Source organism: Microbacterium trichothecenolyticum, assembly GCF_041938625.1.
In the GTDB taxonomy this organism is placed as follows: Bacteria; Actinomycetota; Actinomycetes; order Actinomycetales; family Microbacteriaceae; genus Microbacterium; species Microbacterium trichothecenolyticum_D.
In genome coordinates this window covers 286,149-309,093 of sequence record NZ_CP169427.1, presented here as the reverse complement: position 1 = coordinate 309,093, position 22,945 = coordinate 286,149, and the positions used below count along the sequence as shown (strand labels likewise).

General features: G+C 68.0%; 20 protein-coding genes and 2 pseudogenes. 8 read left to right on the top strand and 14 right to left on the bottom strand.

The window, feature by feature from the left end; all coding sequences use genetic code 11:
* Nucleotides 1-35 precede the first annotated feature (35 nt).
* Both ACEYYH_RS01545 and ACEYYH_RS01540 read right to left on the bottom strand, forming a co-directional pair.
* Nucleotides 36-2,606, bottom strand: coding sequence for a DEAD/DEAH box helicase (locus ACEYYH_RS01545; RefSeq protein WP_374978289.1), 2,571 nt, complete (start codon nt 2,604-2,606; stop codon nt 36-38).
* Between the two features lie 163 nt (nt 2,607-2,769).
* Complete coding sequence (locus tag ACEYYH_RS01540; protein ID WP_374976542.1) at nt 2,770-3,627, bottom strand: SGNH/GDSL hydrolase family protein; 858 nt, start codon at nt 3,625-3,627, stop codon at nt 2,770-2,772.
* Nucleotides 3,628-3,831: 204 nt separating this feature from the next.
* On the opposite strand from ACEYYH_RS01540, the gene ACEYYH_RS01535 reads away from it, so the two are divergent.
* The 7 genes from ACEYYH_RS01535 (at nt 3,832) to ACEYYH_RS01505 (ending at nt 10,369) form a co-directional block, all read left to right on the top strand.
* Nucleotides 3,832-4,152 carry a GNAT family N-acetyltransferase gene (locus tag ACEYYH_RS01535; protein ID WP_374976541.1) on the top strand — a complete coding sequence of 107 codons (321 nt, stop codon included), beginning with the start codon at nt 3,832-3,834 and terminating at the stop codon, nt 4,150-4,152.
* Between the two features lie 14 nt (nt 4,153-4,166).
* A complete protein-coding gene (locus ACEYYH_RS01530) occupies nt 4,167-5,153 on the top strand; it encodes a pirin family protein (protein WP_374976540.1) in 987 nt (328 codons plus the stop codon).
* A 241-nt stretch (nt 5,154-5,394) separates the two neighbouring features.
* Nucleotides 5,395-5,946: an ECF transporter S component gene (locus tag ACEYYH_RS01525; protein ID WP_374976539.1), complete on the top strand. Its 552-nt coding sequence runs from the start codon at nt 5,395-5,397 to the stop codon at nt 5,944-5,946.
* A gap of 78 nt (nt 5,947-6,024) precedes the next feature.
* Nucleotides 6,025-7,974, top strand: a complete 1,950-nt coding sequence (locus ACEYYH_RS01520; protein WP_374976538.1) for an ABC transporter ATP-binding protein — start codon at nt 6,025-6,027, stop codon at nt 7,972-7,974.
* Nucleotides 7,971-8,819 carry an energy-coupling factor transporter transmembrane component T gene (locus ACEYYH_RS01515; protein WP_374976537.1) on the top strand — a complete coding sequence of 283 codons (849 nt, stop codon included), beginning with the start codon at nt 7,971-7,973 and terminating at the stop codon, nt 8,817-8,819. The genes ACEYYH_RS01520 and ACEYYH_RS01515 overlap by 4 nt, the downstream gene beginning before the upstream one ends.
* Nucleotides 8,820-8,849: 30 nt before the next feature.
* Nucleotides 8,850-9,746 (top strand): siderophore-interacting protein, encoded by an 897-nt coding sequence (locus ACEYYH_RS01510; protein ID WP_374976536.1) that lies wholly within the window; start codon nt 8,850-8,852, stop codon nt 9,744-9,746.
* A 59-nt stretch (nt 9,747-9,805) separates the two neighbouring features.
* Nucleotides 9,806-10,369 carry an ECF transporter S component gene (locus ACEYYH_RS01505; protein WP_374976535.1) on the top strand — a complete coding sequence of 188 codons (564 nt, stop codon included), beginning with the start codon at nt 9,806-9,808 and terminating at the stop codon, nt 10,367-10,369.
* A 535-nt stretch (nt 10,370-10,904) separates the two neighbouring features.
* Here the strand turns inward: ACEYYH_RS01505 and ACEYYH_RS01500 are convergent.
* From ACEYYH_RS01500 to ACEYYH_RS01465, 8 genes and pseudogenes are all read right to left on the bottom strand, one after another.
* Nucleotides 10,905-11,276: pseudogene (locus ACEYYH_RS01500) on the bottom strand (Panacea domain-containing protein); the annotation flags it as partial.
* 305 nt (nt 11,277-11,581) lie between these two features.
* Nucleotides 11,582-12,357: pseudogene (locus ACEYYH_RS01495) on the bottom strand (thiolase family protein); the annotation flags it as partial.
* Nucleotide 12,358: 1 nt separating this feature from the next.
* A complete protein-coding gene (locus tag ACEYYH_RS01490; protein WP_374976534.1) occupies nt 12,359-13,000 on the bottom strand; it encodes a 3-oxoacid CoA-transferase subunit B in 642 nt (213 codons plus the stop codon).
* Nucleotides 12,997-13,710: a 3-oxoacid CoA-transferase subunit A gene (locus ACEYYH_RS01485; protein WP_374978288.1), complete on the bottom strand. Its 714-nt coding sequence runs from the start codon at nt 13,708-13,710 to the stop codon at nt 12,997-12,999. Before ACEYYH_RS01485 ends, ACEYYH_RS01490 begins: the two co-directional genes overlap by 4 nt.
* A gap of 197 nt (nt 13,711-13,907) precedes the next feature.
* Nucleotides 13,908-14,795 carry a dioxygenase gene (locus tag ACEYYH_RS01480; protein WP_374976533.1) on the bottom strand — a complete coding sequence of 296 codons (888 nt, stop codon included), beginning with the start codon at nt 14,793-14,795 and terminating at the stop codon, nt 13,908-13,910.
* 11 nt (nt 14,796-14,806) lie between these two features.
* Nucleotides 14,807-15,904 carry a maleylacetate reductase gene (locus ACEYYH_RS01475; RefSeq protein ID WP_374976532.1) on the bottom strand — a complete coding sequence of 366 codons (1,098 nt, stop codon included), beginning with the start codon at nt 15,902-15,904 and terminating at the stop codon, nt 14,807-14,809.
* On the bottom strand, nt 15,904-17,226 hold the full coding sequence (locus ACEYYH_RS01470) for an alpha-hydroxy-acid oxidizing protein (RefSeq protein ID WP_374976531.1): 1,323 nt from the start codon (nt 17,224-17,226) through the stop codon (nt 15,904-15,906). Before ACEYYH_RS01470 ends, ACEYYH_RS01475 begins: the two co-directional genes overlap by 1 nt.
* Nucleotides 17,223-17,564 carry a hypothetical protein gene (locus tag ACEYYH_RS01465; RefSeq protein WP_374976530.1) on the bottom strand — a complete coding sequence of 114 codons (342 nt, stop codon included), beginning with the start codon at nt 17,562-17,564 and terminating at the stop codon, nt 17,223-17,225. The genes ACEYYH_RS01470 and ACEYYH_RS01465 overlap by 4 nt, the downstream gene beginning before the upstream one ends.
* A 146-nt stretch (nt 17,565-17,710) precedes the next feature.
* Between ACEYYH_RS01465 and ACEYYH_RS01460 the strand changes: the two genes are divergently transcribed.
* Nucleotides 17,711-18,694: a hypothetical protein gene (locus ACEYYH_RS01460; RefSeq protein WP_374976529.1), complete on the top strand. Its 984-nt coding sequence runs from the start codon at nt 17,711-17,713 to the stop codon at nt 18,692-18,694.
* 72 nt (nt 18,695-18,766) lie between these two features.
* Here ACEYYH_RS01460 and ACEYYH_RS01455 read toward each other — a convergent pair whose 3' ends face one another.
* From ACEYYH_RS01455 to ACEYYH_RS01440, 4 genes are read right to left on the bottom strand one after another with little or no spacing between them, the layout of a single operon-like run.
* A complete protein-coding gene (locus tag ACEYYH_RS01455) occupies nt 18,767-19,861 on the bottom strand; it encodes a sugar phosphate isomerase/epimerase family protein (RefSeq protein ID WP_374976528.1) in 1,095 nt (364 codons plus the stop codon).
* The gene (locus tag ACEYYH_RS01450) at nt 19,858-20,259 is read right to left on the bottom strand and encodes a DUF6379 domain-containing protein (protein WP_374976527.1); all 402 of its coding nucleotides are present in this window, start codon (nt 20,257-20,259) and stop codon (nt 19,858-19,860) included. Before ACEYYH_RS01450 ends, ACEYYH_RS01455 begins: the two co-directional genes overlap by 4 nt.
* Nucleotides 20,249-21,787 carry a GMC oxidoreductase gene (locus ACEYYH_RS01445; RefSeq protein WP_374976526.1) on the bottom strand — a complete coding sequence of 513 codons (1,539 nt, stop codon included), beginning with the start codon at nt 21,785-21,787 and terminating at the stop codon, nt 20,249-20,251. The genes ACEYYH_RS01450 and ACEYYH_RS01445 overlap by 11 nt, the downstream gene beginning before the upstream one ends.
* A 19-nt stretch (nt 21,788-21,806) precedes the next feature.
* Nucleotides 21,807-22,931 carry a Gfo/Idh/MocA family oxidoreductase gene (locus tag ACEYYH_RS01440; RefSeq protein ID WP_374976525.1) on the bottom strand — a complete coding sequence of 375 codons (1,125 nt, stop codon included), beginning with the start codon at nt 22,929-22,931 and terminating at the stop codon, nt 21,807-21,809.
* Between the last annotated feature and the right edge of the window lie 14 nt (nt 22,932-22,945).

Here is a 22,945-nt window from a genome sequence, read left to right as displayed (position 1 = left end):
GCCAGATCTCCTGATCTCGGCAACGGAACGAACGGCTACAGCCGCACGACCTCGGTCACCCGCACCACCGCGGTGCCGGCCTCCTCGGAAGCCTCGAGATCCACAACGCCCCGGATGCGCCAGTCGTGGTCGCCCGCCGGGTCGTCGATCGTCTGCTCGACGCGCCAGAGCCCCGAGGACGCGGCATCCGTCTCGTCCACGGTCACGAGTCGCGGCGACCGGGCCGCGCCACCCGTGAGGATCTCGTCGTGGTCCTCGAAGTAGGCGTCGAGCGCCGCCGGCCAGTCCACGTCGGGGTCGAGCTCGACGAGCTCCTCGTCGCGCTGCAGCGCGGCCAGCTGCACGCGCCGGAACAGCTCGTTGCGCACCAGCACGCCGAACGCGCGCCGGTTCGTCAGCACCGACGGCGGCGCGGGAGGAACCACCGGCGCCGACGGGTCGTCGACGGGGTTGATCAGCGCCTCCCACTCGTCGACGAGGCTCGAGTCGACCTGCCGCACGACCTCGCCGAGCCACGCGACGAGGTCGTGCAGGTCGTCGGTCTGCGCCTCGGCGGGCACCGTCTGGCGGATCGCGCGGTACGCGTCGGAGAGGTACCGCAGCACCAGGCCCTCGCTGCGCGCGAGCTGGTAGAGCGAGATCAGCTCCGAGAACGACAGCGCCCGCTCGAATATGTCGCGCACGACCGACTTCGGCGACAGCTCGAAGTCGCGCACCCACGGCTGGCTCGACGCGAACACCTCGTAGGACTGCGCGAGCAGCTCCTCGAGCGGCTTCGGGTACGTGACCTCTTCGAGCAGCGCCATGCGCTCGTCGTACTCGATGCCGTCGGCCTTCATCGCCGCGACCGCCTCGCCGCGTGCCTTGAACTCCTGCTGCGACAGGATCGGCCGCGGGTCGTCGAGCGTCGCCTCGATGACGCTCACGACGTCGAGCGCGTAATGCCCCGTCCCCGCGGTGCCCGCCGTGTCATCCGGGTCGAGCAGCTCGATCGCGGCGAGCGCGAACGGCGAGAGCGGCTGATTGAGCGCGAAGTTCGGCTGCAGGTCGACCGTGAGACGGATGTGATTCCGGATGCTGCGGGCCGAGGCATCCGTACCCTCCGATGCCCGGTCGATCTCGACGACGTCGGCGGCGAGGAGCGTCCGGAAGATCGCGATCGCGCGCCGCGCGAGCTCGTAGCGCCGGGCGCGGGGCTCGTGGTTGTCGAACACCAGGCTGCGCACGTTCTCGAACACGTCGCCGCCGCGCGCGATCACGTTGATGAGCATCGCGGCGGTGAGCTGCAGCTGCGGCACGAGCGGTTCGGGCTCGGCCTCGACCAGTCGTTCGAACGACCCGATCCCCCAGTTGACGACGCCCGTCGGCGCCTTCTTGCGCACGATCTTCTTGCGCTTGGCGGCGTCGTCGCCGGCCTTGCGCAGGGCGGCCTCGTTCTCGATCTCCCACTCGGGCGCCATCACGACGACGGTTCCCGAGGTGTCGTAGCCCGCGCGTCCGGCGCGACCGGCGACCTGGTGGAACTCACGGGCCGTGAGCTGCCGCATCTTCGTGCCGTCGAACTTCGACAGCGCCGTGATGAGCACGGTGCGGATCGGCACGTTGATGCCGACGCCCAGGGTGTCGGTGCCGCAGATCACGCGCAGCAGACCCCGCTGGGCGAGCGTCTCGACCAGCCGGCGATAGCGCGGCAGCATGCCGGCGTGGTGCACGCCGATGCCCGCACGCACGTAGCGCGACAGCGTGCGGCCGAACGCCGTCGTGAAGCGGAATCCGCCGATCGCCTCGGCGATCGCGTCGCGCTGCTCGCGGCTCACGATCCGGATCGACGACAGCGCCTGCGCCCGCTCCATCGCGGCGGCCTGCGAGAAGTGCACGATGTACACCGGCGCCTCACCGGTCTGCAGCAGCTCCTCGACGGTCTCGTGCACGGGCGTGCGCGCGTACGAGAAGTGCAGCGGCACCGGGCGCTCGACGCCCGTGATGCGCGAGACGGTGCGGCCGGTGCGGCGCTCGAGGTCCTCGGCGATGGTGGTGACATCGCCGAGCGTCGCCGACATGAGCACGAACTGCGCGCGCGGCAGGAGCAGCAGGGGCACCTGCCAGGCCCACCCGCGGTCGGGGTCGCCGTAGTAGTGGAACTCGTCCATCACGACCTGGTCGACCGCGGCGTCGGGGCCTTGACGCAGGGCCAGGTTCGCGAGGATCTCGGCGGTGCAGCACACGATCGGGGCATCCGGGTTCACCGACGAGTCGCCCGTGACCATGCCGACGTTCGCCGCACCGAAGATGTCGACGAGCGCGAAGAACTTCTCGCTCACCAGCGCCTTGATCGGGGCGGTGTAGTAGGTGCGACCACCCCGCGCGACGCACGCCGCGTGGGCCGCGACCGCCACCAGCGACTTGCCCGTGCCCGTCGGCGTCGACAGGATCACGTGCGAGCCCGACACGATCTCGATGACGGCCTCGTCCTGCGCGGGGTACAGCGCGAAGCCCCGGTCCCCCGCCCACTCGACGAACGCGTCGTACAGCGCATCGGCGTCCGGCGCCTCCGCGGGCGCACCCGAGGCCTCGGCTGCGGCCGTGATGGTCTCGAGAAGCGTCACCGTCCGAGTCTGCCAGGTCGCGACATCCGCTCTTCCGCCGCCGGTGCGCGCGGCACCCTCCTTCGCCCGCGTGGCACGACGGCGGACGATGACGGATGCCGCGACCCGCGGCATCCGTCATCTCATCTGCGCCGCCGCCGTGGCGGAGCCGGCCGTGGCGGTTCTACAGCGTCGAGAGGATGACCTGCGCGTAGGCGGTGTATCCGGCGTACGTCGGGTGCAGGAATCCGGCCGGGTCGTTCACCGGGTCGAGCCCCCACCACGGGTCGCTCGGCGCCTCCGGCACGAGCTGCACGCCGTGCCCGGCGAACGCGCCGACCACGTCGGCGTAGACCACGTTCGCACCGTTCCCCTGGGCTCCTGCCACGGCTGCCTGGATGGCTCCGTTGAGGGTGGCCGTCGCCGTGTTCACGGCGACGGCGAGGGAACTGAGGGCCTGGCAGTTCGCGATGCTCAGGAACTCCAGACACCGCTCCATGTTCACCGGCTCGAGCAGGTACGGGTACCCCGTGACGACGATGGTGGCGTTCGGCGCGCGCTGCGCGGTCGCCCCGATCAGCATCGCGAGCGGCTCGATGAGGCCGGGGGCCCTTTGGATGACTCCCTGCACCGCCGCGAGGCAGGCATTGAGGTCGCCGCCGTTCGGAACCGTCGCGCACTGCGCGTAGACCGCATCGAGACCGAGGTCGTTCGCGCCGACGGTGAGCGTCACGAGGGTGGTGCCGCGATTCACCTGAGACAACTGGGCCCACGTGTCTTCGATCGTGGCTCCGGTGCAGGCGGCGTTGCGGAGCAGATTGATCCTCGGTACATCGTCGAGCTGGGCGGCATAGCCTCCGTCCGTGCGCGCGCACGAGTCGAGGGGGACTCCTCCGCCCTGGCCCGCCGCGATGGAGTCGCCGAGAGCCACGTATTTCGCCACCGGCTCCGGCGGCGCGGCCGTCGCGCTTGCCGCCCCGGCACCGATCAGGCCGAGTCCGAGTGCCGCTGCCGCGAGCGCGGCGAGAATGCGTCGTTTCATGATTCCCCTTCGAATCCTTGGACCGGATCGACTCCCCCGAATCGACCCGCGGCTGCATGGCCGTGCTCCTCGCCCCGCACGGACGCCGCGGATGACGCCGACGATAGACCCGCCGCCCCCTTCCCGCCAGGGGTCCGCCTGCACGCGCGCTGGCGGAATCACGCCGCGCACACGTACGTTGAGAAGGACGACGGAGGGAATGACGTGACCGAGACGCAAACGCAGACCATCGTGACCCGCAACGACGAGGACCGCCGCTACGAGGGGCACGTCGATGGGGTGCTCGCGGGATTCACCGTGTTCCGCATCGACGCGAAGCGCCGCCTGCACTTCCCGCACACGGAGGTCGATCCGGCATTCCGGGGCCGGGGCATCGCCCAGGCGATCGTCGCGGAGGCGATGGCGGATGTCGCGCGCCGCGGCGAGACGGTCGTGCCCCACTGCCCCGTGGTGGCGAAGTACCTGCGCACGCACGAGGTGCCCGGGCTCACGATCGAGTGGCCCGACCAGCCGCACCCGGAGTGATCGGGGCCGGCGACATGACCCGACTGGACGCCGACGACGCCGTCGCCACCGAATCCGCGGTCGAATGCGCAGGACCGCGAACGCTGCTCCTCGAGGCCCGCGCGGTGCCGCTCGGCGGCGTGCGCGCGATGTCGGTGCACCGCGCGCTGCCGCAGCGCGAGCTGCCGCTCGTGGGCGCCTGGTGCTTCCTCGACCGGTTCGGACCGCAGGAGACGCGTATGCGCGTCGAGCCGCACCCGCACATCGGCCTGCAGACGGTGACCTGGCCGTACCTCGGCGACGTGCGGCACCGCGACTCCGTCGGCAGTGATGTCGTGGTGCGTCGTGGCGCCCTCAACCTCATGACGAGCGGCGCAGGCATCGCCCACTCCGAGTACTCCGTGGGAGACGATGCCGCACCCCTCGACGCGTTGCAGCTCTGGGTCGCCCTGCCTGAGTCGCGACGCCACGGTGGGCCGGCGTTCGAGCAGCACGCGGTGCTGCCCGAACTGGAGCTCCGGCCGGCCGCGGGCGAGCCGGGCTCGGCCACGGTGGTGCTCGGCGAGCTCGCCGGCGTCGCCTCGCCGGCCACCGTCTACACGCCGATCGTCGGCGCGGAGCTGCGGATTCCGGCGGGTTCGACCGTGACGGTGCCGCTCGACCCCGCCTGGGAGCACGCGGTCGTCGCCGTCTACGGCGAGGCCGCGGTCGCCGCGGATGCCGGTCACGACGTCGTCGTCGACGCCGCGCACCTCCTCTACCTCGGCACCCATCGCGACGACGTCGTGATCTCGAGCCCCGGGGGCGCGACGCTCTTCCTCCTCGGCGGCGAGCCGTTCGAGGACGACGTCGTCATGTGGTGGAACTTCGTCGGCCGCACCCACGAAGAGATCGTCGCGGCCCGCGAGGCCTGGGAGTCGGGCTCCGCCCGCTTCGGCCACGTCATCGACCACGGCGACGAGCGCATCCCCGCCCCGCCCATGCCGGCCGTCCGCCTCACCCGGCGCCGGCGCCGCCTGTAACGCCTCCCCCGCACACGTCTTCGGGGAACCGGATGCTGCGGCCGCGGCCTCCGTCATCCGCAACGCGCAGAGGCGCCCGGGCCGAACCTGCGAGGTCGTGTTCGAGCCGAGGCTCGCGACTCGTGGAGGTCGCTGCGCCACAACGTTGGAGCGCAGCGACCTCCACGGTAACGGCCGGAGGGATCTCAACGAATGAGAGCTCGGTGAGAATCGCGAGGCCGCATCCCAGTACGCTGGTCAGGTGGCTGGCCGCACCCGGATGTCGACGAGCGTTCTGCTCACCTGCGCCGCTATCGGCGTCGCGACCGGGGTTCTGCAGGCGGGCGCGGGAGCGATCAGCGGCTTCGTCTCGGCAGCCGCGCCGATCCTTTACGGGCTTGTGCTCGGCGTGCATGTGCTTCCCGGCGTCGTCGCGCAGGAGCTGCTGCGCCGACCCTGGGTCGCGCTGATCACCCACATGGTCGCCGCGCTGGTCGCGAGCGCGGTCGTGCCGCTCTGGATCGGGCGCTACATCGGCACCGCCCTCCTCATCGGCGGACTGCAGGAGCTCATCGCCGCGACCTCGCGCTACAAGCGCTGGGAGCCGTGGCGGTTCTTCCTCTCGGCGGTGATCGTAGGCGTCGTCATCGCGGCCGCGATCTGGTTCGCGGCCGACGTGACGCGCTTCCCGCCATGGGGTCAGATCGTGTACGTCGCGCTGTTCATCGTCGGACCCGTGGCCTGGACGGCCGTCGGCCTCGCGATCGGCTCCGCGTTGCGGCGAGCCGGGGTCGCCCGCCGCAGTCAGCGCTGACTTCCGCGCTCGAGGCCGTTTCGCCGCCGCCGGGTGGGCCGGTAAGTTAGGGAAGGCTAAGTTTCCCTCGACGATCGGATGCCCGTGTCCTCTGCCGTGCCGTTGCTGCGCGTGCGCGAGCTCGGCATCACCCACGACGGCGAGACCACGCCGGCGCCGGCATCCGTGTCGTTCGACATCGCCCCCGGCGAGGTCGTGCTGCTGCTCGGACCGAGCGGATCGGGCAAGTCGACGCTGACCCTCGCGGTGAACGGACTGCTGCCGCAGGCCGTGCCGGCGACCGTCACCGGGTCGGTCGAGGTCGACGGGCTCGACACGCAGGCGACGCCCGTCGCCGAGCTGAGCACGCGTGTGGGGATGGTCTTCCAGGATCCCGACGCGCAACTCGTGACCGGCACGCTCCTCGACGAGGTGGCCTTCGGACCCGAGAACCTGCGGATGCCGGTGGCCGAGGTGCTCGCCCGCGCCGAGGAGGCGCTTCGTCGGGTAGGCCTGTGGGAACGCCGGCGCGAGAACCCCGACCGCCTGTCGGGCGGCGGACGCCAACGGCTCGCGATCGCGTGCGCTCTCGCGATGGGCTCGCCCCTCCTCGTGCTCGACGAGCCGACGGCGAACCTCGACCCCGCCGGGATCGAGGAGGTCTACGCCGCCCTCGCTGAACTCGTCGCCGCCGGCGACCGCGCGATCCTCCTCGTGGAGCACAACCTCGACGCCGCCGTCGGCTTCGTCGACCGGGTCGTCGTGCTCGACCACGATGGATTCCTCGCCGCCGACGGATCAGTGGATCACGTGCTGCGGGAGCGCGCCGAGGACCTCCACGCGATGGGCGTCTGGCTCCCGGTGTCGACGATCGCCGCCCTGCGGCTGCGCCGCGCCGGCTTCGCCCTCGATCCGCTGCCGCTGACCCCCGGCGAGCTCCGCGCCGCGCTCGACGCCGAGCCCGCGCCCGCTGGACTCCCTTCCGCCACGCTTCCGCACGCACCCTTGCCCGCGGCATCCGAAATTCGGACAATCGCGCCGTTTCCGGATGCTGCTACTGCCGCGACCCGGAAAACCGGCGCATCGCCGGATTCCGGATCCGCGAACGGGAGGTCGCAGGAGCGGCCTCTGATCCGGGTTCGCGGCCTCTCGTTGCGCCGCGGGCGCACCGAGGTCCTGCACGACGTCGACCTCGACATCCCCCGCGGGGCCTTCGTCGCGGTCGTCGGGGCGAACGGCGCCGGCAAGACGAGCCTCATCCAAGCCCTGGCCGGAGTCGTCTCCCCACCCACGGGCACCGTGCACGTCGACGGGCTCGACGTCGGCCGAGCCGACGCCCGCACCCTGAGTTCGCGCATCGGCTTCGTCTTCCAGAACCCCGAGCACCAGTTCATCGCGCACACCGTGTTCGACGAGATCGCGCACAGCCTGCGCCGCCAGCACCTCTCCGATGACGAGGTCCGCGTCCGCACCGAGGCCCTGCTCGAGCGCTTCGGCCTCGCCGCGAAGGCCGAGAGCCACCCGTTCCTCCTGTCGGGCGGGCAGAAGCGCCGCCTCTCGGTCGGCACCGCCCTCGTGGCCGGCGCCCCGGTGCTCGTGCTCGACGAGCCGACATTCGGCCAGGACCGTGCCCGCGCCGACGAACTCCTCTCGCTCCTGTCGGATCTCAACGCCGAGGGCACCACCATCGTCGTGGTCACCCACGACATGCAGCTCGTGACCGACTACGCCGACCGCGCCGTGGTGCTGTCGGAAGGGCGCGTGCTCGCCGAGGGCCCGACCGCCGACCTCTTCGCCGACGATGCCCTCATCGCCCGCGCCGGCCTGCGCCCGCCGCCGCTCCGCCGCGCGCTTCAGGGCGTGCGCAACCACCCCGAGCTGTCCCGCGTCGCCCGCCTCGCCGACCTCCCCGGCTCCGCGCAGGCTCCCTCGCCCCTCTCCGCGCGCTCACAACTCAGGCAGGACGCAGCGAATCCCGGCGAAACCGCAGGGATCGGCCCCGTTCAGCCTGAATTGCGAACCCGGCGCCGCTCGGGAGGTGCCGCGTGACCGACACCGGACCGCTCACCGCGGCGACTGCTGCGCACTCGACCTTCGATCCGTACGCGCGGCGGGTCGAGGCATCCGCTGTCCGCTTCCTGTACGGCATGAACCCGCTCGCGAAGCTGGCCGCCCCGCTGCCCGCGATGGTGCTGCTCGTGTTCGTGCGGGATGCTGCGACCCCCGCCGCGTTCCTCGCACTCGCGTACGTCGTGCTGCTGGTGGGGGTGTCGCTCACGCGGCGTCTCGCGGCGATCCTGTTCCTGGCGCTGCCGCTCAGCGCGGTCGTGATCGGCTTCGGCTTCGCGCTGTGGACCGACGCGTCGCGTGTCGAGCAGTCCGTGGTGCTGTGGCAGATCGGCGGCTGGACGATGTACGGCGGCGCGCTCGAGGTGGGCTTCGCGACGGGCCTGCGCCTCGCCGCGATCCTCGCCCTCACCCTCATCGCCGGACTCTCGACGACCGGCCCCGATCTCGTGCGGGCGGCCGTGCAGCAGCTGCGCGTGCCCTACCGCATCGGGTACACGGCGCTGGCGGCGTTCCGATTCGTGCCGCGCTTCGGCCACGAGCTCGACGTCATCCGGCAGGCGCACCGCGTCCGCGGCGCCCACGGCGGCCGGGGTCCGTTCTCGGCGATCGCCCGCTGGTTCGGCTACGTGGTGCCGCTCATGGCCGGCGCGATCCGTCACGCCGAGCGCGTCGCCCTCGCGATGGACGCCCGCGCTTTCGGCGCCCACCCCGACCGCACCGAGCGGTACCTCGTGCCGTGGCGCGTGCGCGACAGCGTGTTCGTGCTCGCGTTCTGGGCGGTCTCCGCCGCGCTGTTCATCGTCCTCTTCCCCTGGGTCCTCTGACCCCCTGGCCTTCCGACTAGGAGCACCGACATGGCTCACCCCCGGCTCGTCAAGCCCGAGACGCAGGGTCTCGTGCACCTCACGGTGCTGCGCACCGAACGCCTGTCGCCGCACTGGATGCGCGTGACGCTCGGCGGCGGCGAGATCGACCGGTTCACGCCCCTGGGCTACGACCAGTGGTTCCGCCTGTTCCTGCCGCTCGGCGGCGACGAGGGCCTCGAGCGCCTGCCCGCGAAGGCCAACAAGATGTTCGGGTACCTCAAGTACCTTCGCATCCCCGACGGCGTGCGGCCGGTGATGCGCAACTACACCGTGCGCGCGTTCCGCCCCGCCACCGCGACGACCGGCGCCGAGATCGACGTCGACTTCGTGCTGCACGGGCTTGCTTCGAGCAACGGCACAGCCGGCGGGGCCGACGGCACGGCGGGCCCCGCCTCGCGCTGGGCCGAGTCCTGCCAGGCGGGCGAGAGCGTCGTCGTGATCGACGAGGGCCTCACGTTCAACCCCGACCGCGGCACCGACCGCGTCGTGCTCGTCTCGGACGAGACCGGGCTCCCCGCGATCGCCGGCATCTGCGCCGCCCTGCCGTCGCACGCGACCGGGCTCGCGATCGTCGAGGTCCCCTCGGCTGAGGACGCCCTCGACTTCCCCCACCCCGAAGGCGTCACCGTGCGGTGGATCGTGCGAGAGCACGACGTGAAGCCCGGAACCCTGGCGCTGCAGGCACTTCGCGAGGCTCCGATTCCGGATGCTGCGTTCCACGCCTACCTCGTCGGCGAACAGGCCCTGGCGACCGAGGGCCGCCGTCACCTCGTCAGCGAACGCGGCGTCTCGAAGGACCTCGTGAGCTTCTGCGGCTACTGGCGCGTCGGCGCCGCGTCGCCCGCCCCGAGGTCCCAGCGCGCGACGGTCGAGGCCCACTCGTGACCGCGCCCGCCGCCCCGTCCTCTGGCGCGCCCACCCCGCCGCGAAGCACCCGCGCGCGCGTGACCACCGCGTATCTGCTGACGTGCGCTGCGATCGGCGTCGCCGGCGGCGTGATGCTGTGGGGCGCCGGCTGGATCTCAACCGTGCTGTTCGCCACCGTGCCGTTCGTCTCGGTCGCGATCGCCGGGCTCTGGCTGCTGCCGGCCACCGTCGCGCTGCGCCTGCTCGAGCGGCCGTTCGCCGGCATCCTCGTCGGCGTGATCTCGGGACTGGTCGTGTTCCCGTTCCTCGGGGCGGCGATCTGGTGGGCGTTCTTCGCCGAGCTCGCGTTCCTGGTGACCCTGTACCGGTCGTGGCGGACGTGGCAGTACTACGCCGGAGCCGTCTTCGTCGGCGCGATATACCCCGTGCTCGCCGCCGCATCGTTCAACCTGTGGACGATGGAGCCGTGGGCCCTCATCACGTTCTTCGCCCTCACGATCGCGAGCTGCGTCGCGGGCGTCGCGCTCGGCATCCTCGTGGCCGACCGGCTCCGCAAGGCCGGCGTGGCGAAGCTCGCCCGCCGTCGGGGCCTCGCATCCCGCGGTCTCGGCCGGGGTGCCGGCCCCGCCGGTCAGCACTGAGAAGACGGGCTCCCCACCCCGCACATCGTTTCTGGCGACTCGCCAATACGGCACGGGCCCCACGGCGCGCTCTGGCGACTCGCCAAGCCGCACGGCCTTGACCGTGCCTTCTGGCGACTCGCCAAAACAGCACGGGCCTCAGGGCGCATTCTGGCCACTCGCCAAAGCTGCACGACCCTGACCGTGCTTTCTGGCGACTCGCCAAATCCGGGCGGCGCGTCAACGCTGGGGCGACAACGAACGGATGCCGCGGCCCCGTGCCTCCGCAGAGGCGCCGGGTCGCGGCATCCGTTATTGTGAGACACCTCTTCACTTGATCCAGGATTCGATACTTGATCCATGGAAATACGCCCTGCCGGCGACAACGGCAGGCGCGGCTCGGTCAAACTACTTGATCCAGTCTGGAACGAATCTTGGGGGCCGAGACCCAACCCCGTAAATGCGTCCGGGGTCTCTCAGGCCCGCCGAACGACGCCAGCACAGCGTCCCGCAGGCATTACCGACACGTCGCGATTCCTACGTCGACCCCTCGGCTCTAGAACGAGCTGCGCGCTGCCACTTCCCGTGAGAGAAGCCTCTCCCGGAAGTGACTCTCAATCGCGGGCTTCGGGATTACAGCGTTGGATGCAGCGTCGGTATGGATGTTTCCGCGGCTCCTGCTCCACGGAGTTCCAGGACGATGCGTCAACTCGCTCAACTCGAGGCCGCTGAGCGCTCCGTAGTTCTTGAGCATCGCGTCAACCACGATGCGCTCCCGCTGGGAAAGCGCGGTAGCGTCCCCGTTTGGCCACGAACTCACCGAGTAGTCACCACGATGAAGGTTGTAAAGGTCCCGGCTAACCGGGCCACGCCGCCACGCCTGAAAATCAGCAGCGAAGAGTTGGCGGCCGAGCAGCGCTAGCGACCACCCCTGCGCGAGTTAGCAGAGCTTTTGCAACTTCATGGTTGACACGCCGCCGGGAAAGCGTTCAAGCACGTAGGCGGCGACGTCATGAATGGTCGTCATGTCACTTCACCCCCAGGTCGTCACTCGGATTGTATGGGTCATCAGGGACATTCCCCGGTTCATCATCGCCAGACTCCGGTGTTTTGGCCAGCAGTGCTATCGCTCCTGCCACCTCGGGCGCGGTATTCTCAGCTCCGTCGGCAAGGCCTTTCATCCCGATCTCGATGAACTTGCCGACGGTCCGCGCGACAGCGATCTGCTCAGACGAGCAGCACCGCCGATGCGCCGTCGTTGATGGGCGAGGAGTTGCCGGCGGTCACCGTCCCGTCGGCGGCGAACAGCGCCTTGAGCGTGCCGAGCCTGTCGAGCGACGTGTCGTCGCGGATGCCCTCGTCCCGAGCCAGCTCCGCCCCCCTCGACCTGCACGATCTCGTCGTCGTACGCACCCCCGGGCCCACGCCTCGGCGGCGAGTCGGTGGCTGCGCAGCGCGAAAGCGTCCTGCTGCTGGCGCGAGATCCCGTAGATGCCTGCGAGCTTCTCTGCGGACTGCCCGTTCGAGATCGTCCACTCCGCCGGCAGCTTCGGGTTCGTCATCCTCCAGCCGATCGCCGTGTTCCAGAGCGTCTGGTTACCGACGGCCGGCCACGGCCTCGGGGACTTCTCGACGACGTACGGTGCACGGCTCATCGACTCCACGCCGCCGGCGAGGACGATCTCAGCGTCACCGGCCTCGATGGCGCGCGACCCCTGTATCACCGCCTCGGCCGAGGATCCGCAGAGGCGATTGACGGTGACGCCCGGCACGGTCGTCGGGAAGCCCGCCAGCAGCGCGCCCATACGCGCGACGTTGCGGTTGTCCTCGCCGGCCTGGTTCGCGTCACCGAAGATCACGTCGTCGATGCGCGCCGGGTCCAGGCCGGTGCGCTGGACGGCCGCCCGCATGACCACGGCGGCGAGGTCGTCGGGACGGATGCCGGACAGGGCGCCTCCGGCACGCCCGAAAGGCGTGCGCACGGCGTCGTAGATGTAGGTGCCGGACATCTCATTCCTCCTCTAGGTCGAGGCCGGTCAGCGCCGCCAGCGATTCGACGGTGTTGTCGCCGAACGCCTCCCGCACCGCGAAGCGACCCCCGGCCACATCGAAGACGGCGTGGTCGGTGTAGACGCGCGTGACGCAGCCCACTCCAGTCAGCGGATAGGTGCAGGCCTCGACGAGCTTGGACTCGCCGCCTGTCCTGGTGAGAAGGTCGGTCATCACGAACACTCGCTTCGCACCGATCGCTAGATCCATCGCGCCGCCGACGGCCGGGATGGCGCCCGGTGCGCCGGTGGACCAGTTGGCGAGGTCGCCGGTCTGGGACACCTGGAAGGCTCCGAGGACGCAGACATCGAGGTGGCCGCCGCGCATCATCGCGAACGAGTCCGCATGGTGGAAGTACGCGGCGCCGGGTAGAGCGGTGACCGGCTGTTTGCCTGCGTTGATCAGGTCGGGATCGATGGCACCCTCGTCGGGCGTCGGTCCCATCCCGAGAAGGCCGTTCTCGGTGTGGAGGATGATCTCCAGCTCGTCGGGCAGATAGTTCGCGACCAGGGTGGGCGCCCCGATCCCCAGATTCACGTACGCGCCCTCCGGGATGTCGGCGGCGATCCGCGCCGCCAGTTCGTCACGGGTGATCCGGGTCATTGGTCGACCTCCGGCGCAGTTGCGGATGCGACGGCCGGGCGACCCTCGATGTCGACCCCGCCGACGAACTCGCCGTCCCGGAGCCACGCCCGCTCCCCCACCGCGACCACACGGCCGACGAAGATGCCGGGCGTGACGACCGTCTCGGGGTCCATCCATCCAAGCGGCACGAGCTCGTCCACCTGAGCGATCGTGGTCGTCGCCGCGGTGGCCATGATCGGCCCGAAGTTCCGCGCCGTCTCCCGGAAGACGAGATTGCCCCAGCGATCGGCCCGCAGAGCCGAGATCAGCGCATAGTCGGCCCTGATCGGGTACTCCAGCACATAGGCGCGACCGTCGATCTCGCGCACTTCCCTGCCCTCCGCGAGCTGCGTGCCGGCGCCCGTGGGCGAGAAGAACGCCCCGATCCCGGCACCGGCCGCGCGGATCCGCTCGGCGAGGTTGTCCTGTGGCACGAGTTCGAGCTCGATCTCGCCCGCGCGGTACAGGTCGTCGAACACCCAGGAATCGTGCTGCCGGGGGAACGAGCAGATGATCTTGCGGACCCGGCCCTTGGCCAGCAATGCCGCCAGGCCGGTGTCGCCGTTTCCGGCATTGTTGTTCACGATGGTTAGCCCCGATGCGCCCTGGTCTATGAGCGCGTCAATAAGCTCCACGGGCTGCCCGGCCCGGCCGAAGCCCCCAATCATCACCGTGGCCCCGTCCGGGATCCCGCCACGGCGGCCGTAGCATCCGTCACACTCTTATCGATCATCTGCACTCAGCCAAACTTCGGTCTCGGGAGGAGTCAGGTCGACCCTTCGCCCGGCGAACGAGGTGATCGTCCGCGTCATCGTCTTCCCTCTCCGGTCGTCATGGTCCGGTCGCCGGCAGCGCCCGACGTGCCGTTCATCCTCGGTGGGCCACCTCAGTGATCGGATGGAGCCAGGACGATATCGAACCGAACGTCGCTCCAGGCTCCGTCGATGATGCGACCATCTGGGGTAGGGTACCCAGGCGCATGGCGGTGAAAGTCCTTGATCAGGCTTTCCTTGACACCGAAGACGGTGTCTTTCCACCCGATTCGATCCCCGCGGACGAAGATGTGCGTGACAAGGCGGCGCTTGTTCGGCGCGGTGACCATGAAGTGGAGATGCGACGCGCGCATCGGTGACCTGTTCGTGGCTGCGAGCATCCGTCCTACGGGCCCGTCGTGCGGAATGGGATATGGCGTGGGTGTTAGACCCCAGAATCGGTACTCCCCCGCCCCGTCCGTGAATAGATGTGCACGCGCGGCGCGACGGTCGTCGCTGTACTGAACGTCGTAGAGGCCGTCCTCGTCGGCTTCCCACACCTCGATCCGTGCGCCAACCACTGGCTTGCCATCCGTGTCACGGACCGTGCCGACCACCCAGCATGGCTCACCCGCGGCCCCAAACGCCATGTCCCCACCCAGCGGGATTTCAGGCGCGTCCTCGACGAAGAACGGGCCGAAGACGGTGGCCTCCGTTGCATCGCCATAGGCCTCGTTATTCACGCCGATGACCTGCATGGAGAGGCCGAGCACATCGGAGAGCAGGATGAACTCTTGGCGCCTGTCGTCGGTGATCTTGCCGACCGCTGTGAGAAAGCGGATGGCCTCGTTCCATTCGTCTTCGCTGAGTCGCACCTCGCGAACGAAGGAATGGAGGTGACGCGTGAGGGCCTGGAGGAGTTCGCGAAGCCTCGGGTCGGGCGCGCCGTCGAACGAGGCGACGACTGTCTCGACGAGCGCCTGCTCGCGTGCGACCTGCTCCGTAGAGACGTCATGGTCCACGTCGTACCCCTTCATTCGATCGGGTCACCCGCCCATGCTGCTCGCAGCAGCGACTCGAGGTCCGCCTGGTCGACGGGTCGCGGATTCGATGGCGGCACGGAAGGGAGGATGATTTCGGCGGCCCGCGGGATGTCGCGCTCCCGCAGCCCGAGTTCTGCGAGCGAGGAGGGCGACCCGACCTCTTTACGCAGGAGGTAGATGGCATTGCCAGGGTGTGCGGCCCCACCGAGCGCGGCCGAAACACGCTCGGCAGCGTCAGTTGCATACGGAGCGTTGAACGCCGTCACGTATCCGATCACGACGGAATGTGTCTCTGCGTGAGGCAAGTTGAACGTGCCGCCCAGGGCGTGACAGATTTTGTGATGGAGTCCGGACCCCGCTGAAGCAAACGCGACAGCGGCGAGATACGCGCCGTAAACGGTTCGCTCCATCGCGGGCAGGCTGTTCGACTCGCCATGGAGCGACCGCAGCCCGGAGAACAACGCACGAAGCCCTTCAGCGCCCAGCGCACGGTTTATCGGATCTGCTCGGGGTGCCCAGAAGCCATCGATGGCGTGCGCAGCCGCGTTGAACGCGCTCGCGACCGCTAGCCGTGTCGGCATGGTCGCCATCAGGCTGGGATCGTAGATCACCGTGCCCGGCAGCACCTTGTTGTCCACGCCGGTCGTCTTGCGCTCGCCTTCTGTCATCCCCCACACATTGGTCGCCTCGGAGCCCGCGAATGTCGTGGGGATTGCGACGATGGGTAGGGATGTATCCCGGGCGACGATCTTCGCCAGCCCGGTGGACGACCCACCCCCGATACTCACCACCGCATCCGCGCGACTGGTTCGGGCGAGCTCTACCGCATCTCTCGCGTTGACGCCGGGGACATGCTGCACGATTTCGTGGATGCGAGCGACAACTGGCGTAAGACGTGCAACCTCGTCGCTCAGGTCTTGAACGAAGGCGTCCGCAATGAGCAGCACGCGCTCGGCACGCAGATCGTCGAGAGCCAGGACTGCGAGTTCCGCGGCGGCGCCACTACGAAAGAGCACTCTCTGGCCAAGGGTGACGTGGTCGAACTCAGTCTGCTGACGGGAGGCGTCCCTTTCGCGAAAATCAGCCATCATGAATCCCTCGTTGCTTCTGCGCGTCCGTGCGCGCGGCGGGTCTCGATGCGGTCCCCGAGCAGTCGGCCGCCCTCCCGAGTGCCGGCCGCTGAGCGGATGTGTGAGACGTGCGCTGGCGACAGCTCGCTCAAGTCGCGCACTCCGAGGAGCCGCATTGTGCGCTCCATCTCCGTGCGGAGAATCTCTATCGCTCGGGCGACTCCCAAACGCCCACCCGCCATGAGGCCGTACAGATAGGCGCGCCCTATGAGGGTGAAGTTGGCACCCATGGCACGCGCCGCGAGGATGTCCGCCCCCGATGAGATGCCCGTGTCAAGCCAGATCTCGGTCCTGTTGGACCGGTCCCGAAGCGTCGACGCGACCGCCGGGAGGAGGTCCAAGGGGGCCGGCGCCCGATCCAGCTGACGACCTCCGTGGGTTGAGAGCACGATCGCATCGGCCCCCGCCTCGGCAACTCGAACGGCGTCGGCTTCAGTCTGAATCCCTTTCACGACGACCGGACCGCTCCAGGTCTCCCTGATCCAGTCGAGGTCGTCAAGGGTCACGGATGGGTCGAACATGCTTTCAAACAGGGCACGGATGCTTCCGGTGGAGTGGTCCAGCGATGCAAATGCGAGCGGCTCTGTCGTCAGGACGTCGAACCACCAAGCGGGATGCGGAATCATCTCCAGGAACGTCTTCGGCGTCAGAGCCGGGGGCACCGTCATTCCGCTACGGAGGTCTCGAAGCCGGCGTCCGCCGACGGGGACATCGACCGTGACAACCAGCGCCTCCATGCCGGCTGCCGCCGCGCGCTGAATGAGCTCGGTGGACCGACCGCGATCCTTCCAGACGTAGAGCTGGAACCAGGTTCTGGATGATGACGAGACGCTCATAGCGCGCCTAGCGACATCCTCGATTGCCGCCGTCCCCATCGTCGAGAGCGTAAACGGGATTCCGGCCTCCGCCGCGGCCGTCACCCCGCCGAGCTCCCCCTCGGTGTGCATGAGGCGAGTGAAACCAGTGGGGGCGATACCAAAAGGCATCGAAACCGGCTTCCCCAGAACCGTCGTAGAGGCATCCACTTCCGCGACATCGCGGAGCACCGAGGGATGGAAGACAACGTCAGCGAAGGCATCTCGGGCACGGCGCAGTGAAATCTCTTCGTCTGCCGCCCCGTCTGCGTAATTGAACGGTCCGCGCGGAGTTCGGCGTTTGGCGAGCAACCGGAGGTCTTCGATGGTGTGCGCGTTCGCCAGCCGATCACGCAAGCTGAGGGCGGGTCGCTGAAAGCGAACAAGGGGGAGCAGATCCGCGACCCGCGGGATGCGTCGGTTCATGCTGCCCTCCCGATTGGGGCCGATGTCGCTGCCACTCTGTCGGTCGCAATGAGATGGGGCGGACGTCCACCGGCGTTCACATATGGGATGAAGAACGCGACGCGCACCTCGAGGGAGACACCCGATCCGGGCTCAGGAAGTCCATGGACTCGGAGCGTGACACGCTCCCCGGTCGTCCAGTACCCGCCGAGCGCGCTGCATTCCCGCGCACTGACCTCGTCCGGTCCGCGCACCAGGATCACCTCGCCGATCGGCATCGCGGCGCCGAAGTCAGAGACGACGATGTCAGAGACGCACGTCCATGGAATGCTGCGCATCCAAGGGAGCGTGATGGTCACGACCAGCGCGCCTTCGCTCGATGATGCCGACAGATCGACGATGAATCCGTTGGTGAATGACAAGTGGTCCTCGCTCGCAGAGGGTTATGCTTACCAGAAGCATAACCTATGTGTGCTACCACAGAAGTGCAGAAAGATTGGGATCGATGACCACGCTCGATGATCAATGGGCAGTCACACTGTTCTCATTCACCAGAGAACTCATGCGCGGGGACGTGAGTGCGACCCAGCTCCTCGTGAACTTACGGGAGAGCAACGTTGCCCGTTCGTTCGAAATCGACGGGTTTCAGCACTTCGCGACTCTCCCGGATGTCGCCAGTTGGGAGGCCGCCGCGTTCCGGCAGGCGGTCGACGAACATGACATTGAGCTGACCCAATTTGGCGTGTACGACGACTTGTTCATCGACCCTCGGTCCGCGGCCGATATGCGCTCTCGGGTCGAATACATCGTCCGTCAGATCGACTCCGCGTCGCGACTCGGGTTCACGACGGTCAAGATAACCTGGGGCCTGGAGCTGGCGATCCTAGAGAGGCTTCTCCCACACCTCGATCGACTCGGCATGAGGCTGAATCAGGAGGCGCAAGGTCCTATTCGCGCGACCTCACCCGATTTGGCTCGGCGAGTCGAGCTCGCACTGCGTTTCCCAGATCAGTTCGGATTCGTGTTCGACCTGTCGGCGTGCATGTACGGCCTGCCAGTGACGTACTTGGAGGACCTCAGGCGACTCGGAGTGGCGGAGGAAGCCGTGCGATTGCTTGAGGAGGGGTGGCCCCTAGGCGGCGACTCGATTCGGAGCGAGGCCTTCGCCGCCGCTGGCCCGATGTCGCCAGACGCAAAGTTGCGACTCTCGATGCCTTTCAGTCGATTCGGGAACTCGAACGTCAGAGAGTTTCGCGACTTCCTCGCGTTAGTCGATGTCGTGCACCTGAAATTCTGGGACCTTGAGGACGAGGCCGGAATCATCACCTCCCCGATCCGCGATCTCGCGCGCGAGCTGCAGAGGGCGGGTTTCGCCGGCCCCATCACCAGCGAGTGGGGCGGCCATGAATGGCTTCCGGCCGCGGAGACCAACGGTGAGACCATGACTCTTGCGCACCGAGAGGTCTTCCGATCGGCCATCAGAGAGTGAGGCACTGCCCGAGCTAGACGGGAAGTGGCGCCGCCCATCGCACGGACGACGCCACTCGGCTAGATCGTGGAACTAGACCCAGCCCCGAATTGAGCGCGCTTCGGAAGGGTCGACGATCATGCGCGACCCGCTTCTCGCCGCCGCGTCCCGGAGGAGCGCCTGCTGACTGGCGATCACATCGAATGCGTTCTCCCAGTCATTCCAGTGGAACCCCTCCCATTCGCTGGATATTGTTCGCGAGTATCCTTCCTTCACGTAGAGATCGATGATCTCCCTCGCGGGCACCGACGGGTCTTCGCCCTGCGCGTCAATCTCGTAGAACTTGCCATGCGTGTGGACCGCCCACGGCAAGATGTCGCGCCATTCCTCGAGTGGCGCATGCCCGAAGAGTGTTACGGCATTCACAGCGAGCTCGAAGGCGATCTCTTCGGCTCCCAGGGAACGAGCGAACTCCGCAAACTCGTGGAGCTGGCGCTCTTGTTCCTCGTCGGTCAATCCACCATGCCCGTGCTTGCCGTTCCAGTACTCGTCAACGGCGGTGATCACCTCGGGTGCGATGCCGCGCCGCCTCCACTTTTCCAGCAGCGAGCGCGGCACCTGGACCATCGTCGCGCCCCAATCCGGGATGAAGCCGAGGCGCGGAGATCCAAGCTTCTCGTATCGTTCGAGCAGGCGCTGCATCGTCGGATGGTTGGGGCTGTGGTGTGCGTGGATTTCCATCCCGAGCGTGACGCCTGCTCGCTCCGCCACCGGTAGCAGCCGCTCCATGTCATCTGCGGTCACGGAGTACTGTACGCGGACGATGGGGAATCCCAGCCGCTGAGCGGCCTCGATCTGCGGCGTCATATAGTCCACGAGTTCGTCAGGACTCAGCATCCGGTCACGGCGCATCCCCGCATCCGCGTTCGCCCCGAGGGCGGTCGGCAGAAGACCCGTCTCGTCGACGATGCTTTGAAACTCTCGGACGAATTCGTCATCGAAGTAGGGGAACCCTCGGATCGATTGGAAGCCGACCACCTCCAACCCCGGGCCAAGCTCGCGACGAGCGGCCTCACGGATGAGCTCCCCGAAGGTCATCTGGCGCGAGTGCCAGAATCTCGTGAAGGAATATAGGGTCACTCCCTGGATCGGAGTCCCGAGGTCGACCGTAGACGTGGTTGTTGTCATGCTGCCTGCTCCAGTGTCATCGTTTTGCGGTCGTTCTCAATCAGTAGCGGCGGCCCCTGGGCGGAGGGCACGTAGGGGATGTACAGTCCAATCGCGACCTGGACCTCATGGTCGGCCACATCCGAGATATCCGGCATCGGCCCCTCGAGCGTCGCCGAGTCGAGTACGAACCACCACCGGTCGTGCCTTGCAGGCAACTCATCCAATCGATAGCGGTCGCCGTCGGTTGTCTGCCACACAAGGTCTTCGGACGGCAGTTCAATACCGTCGACGTTCATGCGCACGGCGGCGATTGAAGAGAGCGGCAGGGCGCGATACCAAGGCATCCGCACCGAGACGCTGATGCGACCGTCCGCCGCGCGCAGCGTCCCCCGCTCGATAATCTGTTCAGGTAGCAATGGGGTTCTCCTTCGTGGGGACGCCGAGTTGGCGCATGTCGTCGATCAGCGCGCGCGCCGAGCGGATCGCGAGGGCGACGCTCGTAGCAGTGGGGTTGCACGCAGTGGGCGTGGGGATGACGCCGTTTCCGCCGACATACAGCCCTTGCGTCCCCCATACGCGGCCGAATGGGTCGCAGACAGAGGCGCCGTCGTCGGCAGCTCCCATGCGCACGGTGCCCATGTAGTGCAGCGAGTTTCCGTTCGGCAAAGCAGTAGGACTCTGGCCCTCCACGAGCCCGCCGAGCGCGTCGGCCAGACGACCGGCGGCGCGCTGCATATCGGCGATCGTCGCGCGGTCTGTCTCGGTGAGCGCATATTCGATTCCGATCGCCGGCAGGCCACTCTCATCGAGATTCGAGTCATCGAAAGTGACTCGGTCCTCGGGTCGAATCTCCTTGCATCCGAACAGACCGATGCCGACAATCGAACCTGGCCACGTCTCAGTGACGTTCTCTATCGGAACCGGCGAGGCGTCCATCTGCATGATCTGACCGTGGAAAGGGGATCGCTCCTGGTCATACGGGATCCAGTTCACGCCGGAGAACAGTTCGAGCGTGCCTTCCGTTCGTGGCGACTCCGTGCGCACGGTGTCTGGAATCAGGCTGTCGTCAAGCCTCGCCAAAGCCATGACCTGCAGATGATCGTTGAGGTATCGGCCGAGCGCGGACGGCCGAATACCCGACGCGTGTAGCAGCTGAGGGGTTCTGAAGGAGTCGGCGGCCACGAACACCGCCCGGGTCTTCACCGTTGACTCCCGCCCGTCGCGATCACGCAGAGTCAAGCCGAACACACGGTCGCCGTCTCGTTCGATCCGCGTCGCGGTGGTCTCGGCCCGCAGTTCGACCGATCCGCTGGTCACCGCGTCGCCGAGGATGACGTCAGTCCCCGTCCAATAGCGGTCGCCGTGCGCGACCCGGATGGCAAGCGGCATGGGCTGTACTTGTCGGTCGGCCGGAACGCTTGGATCGAGGGCGCCCCGGAGTGCGGCCCGGACCTCGGCGCCGAGCGGCCAACCTTCGAAAGCCTCTTGCGTGACATGAAGAAGGCGCCACGCATCGTCGAAGACCTGGTCGAAGTCGGGTCTTGGGATCCAGGGAATCCGCTCACCATCCCCAGGAACGGGGCAGGCGCATGTCCAGTGGGCGCCCATCCCGCCAACGTTCTTCGACATCGCGGCGGCAGGCAAGCCGGTCCCGTCGGGGGCAACTTTCCCATCACCAACGAGGTAGGTGCCGGGTCGCGCGGCAATCGCTCCGGGTGGAGGTGCTGTGGTCGGGCGTCCCGCTTGCGACAGCCTCTGGGCTCGCTCCACCGCCGCCGGATCTGCAAGCGTCTTCACATGACGCCCCGGGGGGTCTGTCACGAGCGGGCCGGCCTCCACGAGAAGTACTCGCAGGCCGGATGCCTCGTCCGAGAGTGTACGGGCGACGGTAGAACCTACTGGGCCGCTTCCGACGATAACGACGTCGAAGCTGTCCTGCTTCATCGTGATTGAACCTCTCGTTCTATCGCTGGGCTGCGAGCGAGCGTGTGTGGGACAACGTGTCGTCGAGCGTGGGCACGTCCACCCAAGATTGCGTCTCTACGGATTCCATGACTGCGGACGTGATGATGGCGGCTCGGAGACCGTCCACAAATTCAGGCCGCCCTGCGCGCGCAGCCCCCCGTATCGCCGAGTAGGTGTCTGCGACAAAGTCGTTGAAGCAGTGCTGATATCCCTGCGGGTGCCCCGCGGGCAAGGCGAATGGGCGGGTCGTAGAGCTTCCCGGAACTGGTGCGCGGTCGACGACGGTGGATTGCGCCGGCCCTCCTATCCACGCCTGCTCGGGATGCTCCTGGTCGAATGAGTAAGCGGACCCTGGGCCGTCGAAAGAGAACCAGAGCCGATTGCGTCGTCCCGCGCTGGCCTGGCTGACGACCAACGAGCCCAGGGCGCCCTGATCCGTTTCGAAGAGCACCACGGCGCCATCCTCAGTGAGGTTCGCCGTCTCCCCTCCGTGGCGCTGGAACGCGTTGGCCGTTCTTGCGGTCAGTCGCGTGATGCGCTGGCCGGTGACGAACTCCATCAGGTCACACCAGTGCACCCCGATATCACCGAAGGTCCGGGATGCGCCGCCCCGCTTCGGGTCTACCCGCCAGTTGCTCGCCGCAGGGTCAGCCAACCAGTCCTGTAGGTAGCTGCCGTGCAGGAGCCAGAGCCGGTCGTCAGCGTTCGCCTCGACGCGACTCCTGATCTCGCGGACCATCGGGTAGAACCAGTAAACGAAAGGCACTCCTGTCACGAGATCGCGCGCACGCGCGTCCCGGGTCAACCGGGTCGCGTCGTCGACCGAGGTTGCCAGCGGCTTCTCACAGATGACGTGAAGTCCGGCGTTGATCGCCTCCTCGGCGTAGATGGCGTGAACATCGTTTGGTGCGCAGATGTGGACTACGTCAACGCCGTGGCGGAGCATCTGGGCCAGTGACGTCGCCGCCGCCGCTCCGGGGAATCGATCGGCCACCGCTTGGGCGGATTCAGCGGACGTGCCAACGAAACCTACGACCTCATTCCCGGTCGCACGGACTGCTTGTGCATGGACAGTACCCATGAAGCCCGTTCCGATGATGGCAGCTCGAAGAGCCTCTGACACGGTCTTCTCCTTTC

Bases quoted from the DNA above. Each gene is read 5' to 3' on its own strand.
- ACEYYH_RS01475 (WP_374976532.1), bottom strand. From the start codon at position 15,904: ATGGCTGATTTTCGCGAAAGGGACGCCTCCCGTCAGCAGACTGAGTTC.
- ACEYYH_RS01540 (WP_374976542.1), bottom strand. From the start codon at position 3,627: ATGAAACGACGCATTCTCGCCGCGCTCGCGGCAGCGGCACTCGGACTC.
- ACEYYH_RS01490 (WP_374976534.1), bottom strand. From the start codon at position 13,000: ATGACCCGGATCACCCGTGACGAACTGGCGGCGCGGATCGCCGCCGAC.
- ACEYYH_RS01530 (WP_374976540.1), top strand. From the start codon at position 4,167: ATGACCCGACTGGACGCCGACGACGCCGTCGCCACCGAATCCGCGGTC.
- ACEYYH_RS01445 (WP_374976526.1), bottom strand. From the start codon at position 21,787: ATGAAGCAGGACAGCTTCGACGTCGTTATCGTCGGAAGCGGCCCAGTA.
- ACEYYH_RS01460 (WP_374976529.1), top strand. From the start codon at position 17,711: ATGACCACGCTCGATGATCAATGGGCAGTCACACTGTTCTCATTCACC.
- ACEYYH_RS01520 (WP_374976538.1), top strand. From the start codon at position 6,025: ATGCCCGTGTCCTCTGCCGTGCCGTTGCTGCGCGTGCGCGAGCTCGGC.
- ACEYYH_RS01470 (WP_374976531.1), bottom strand. From the start codon at position 17,226: ATGAACCGACGCATCCCGCGGGTCGCGGATCTGCTCCCCCTTGTTCGC.
- ACEYYH_RS01510 (WP_374976536.1), top strand. From the start codon at position 8,850: ATGGCTCACCCCCGGCTCGTCAAGCCCGAGACGCAGGGTCTCGTGCAC.
- ACEYYH_RS01455 (WP_374976528.1), bottom strand. From the start codon at position 19,861: ATGACAACAACCACGTCTACGGTCGACCTCGGGACTCCGATCCAGGGA.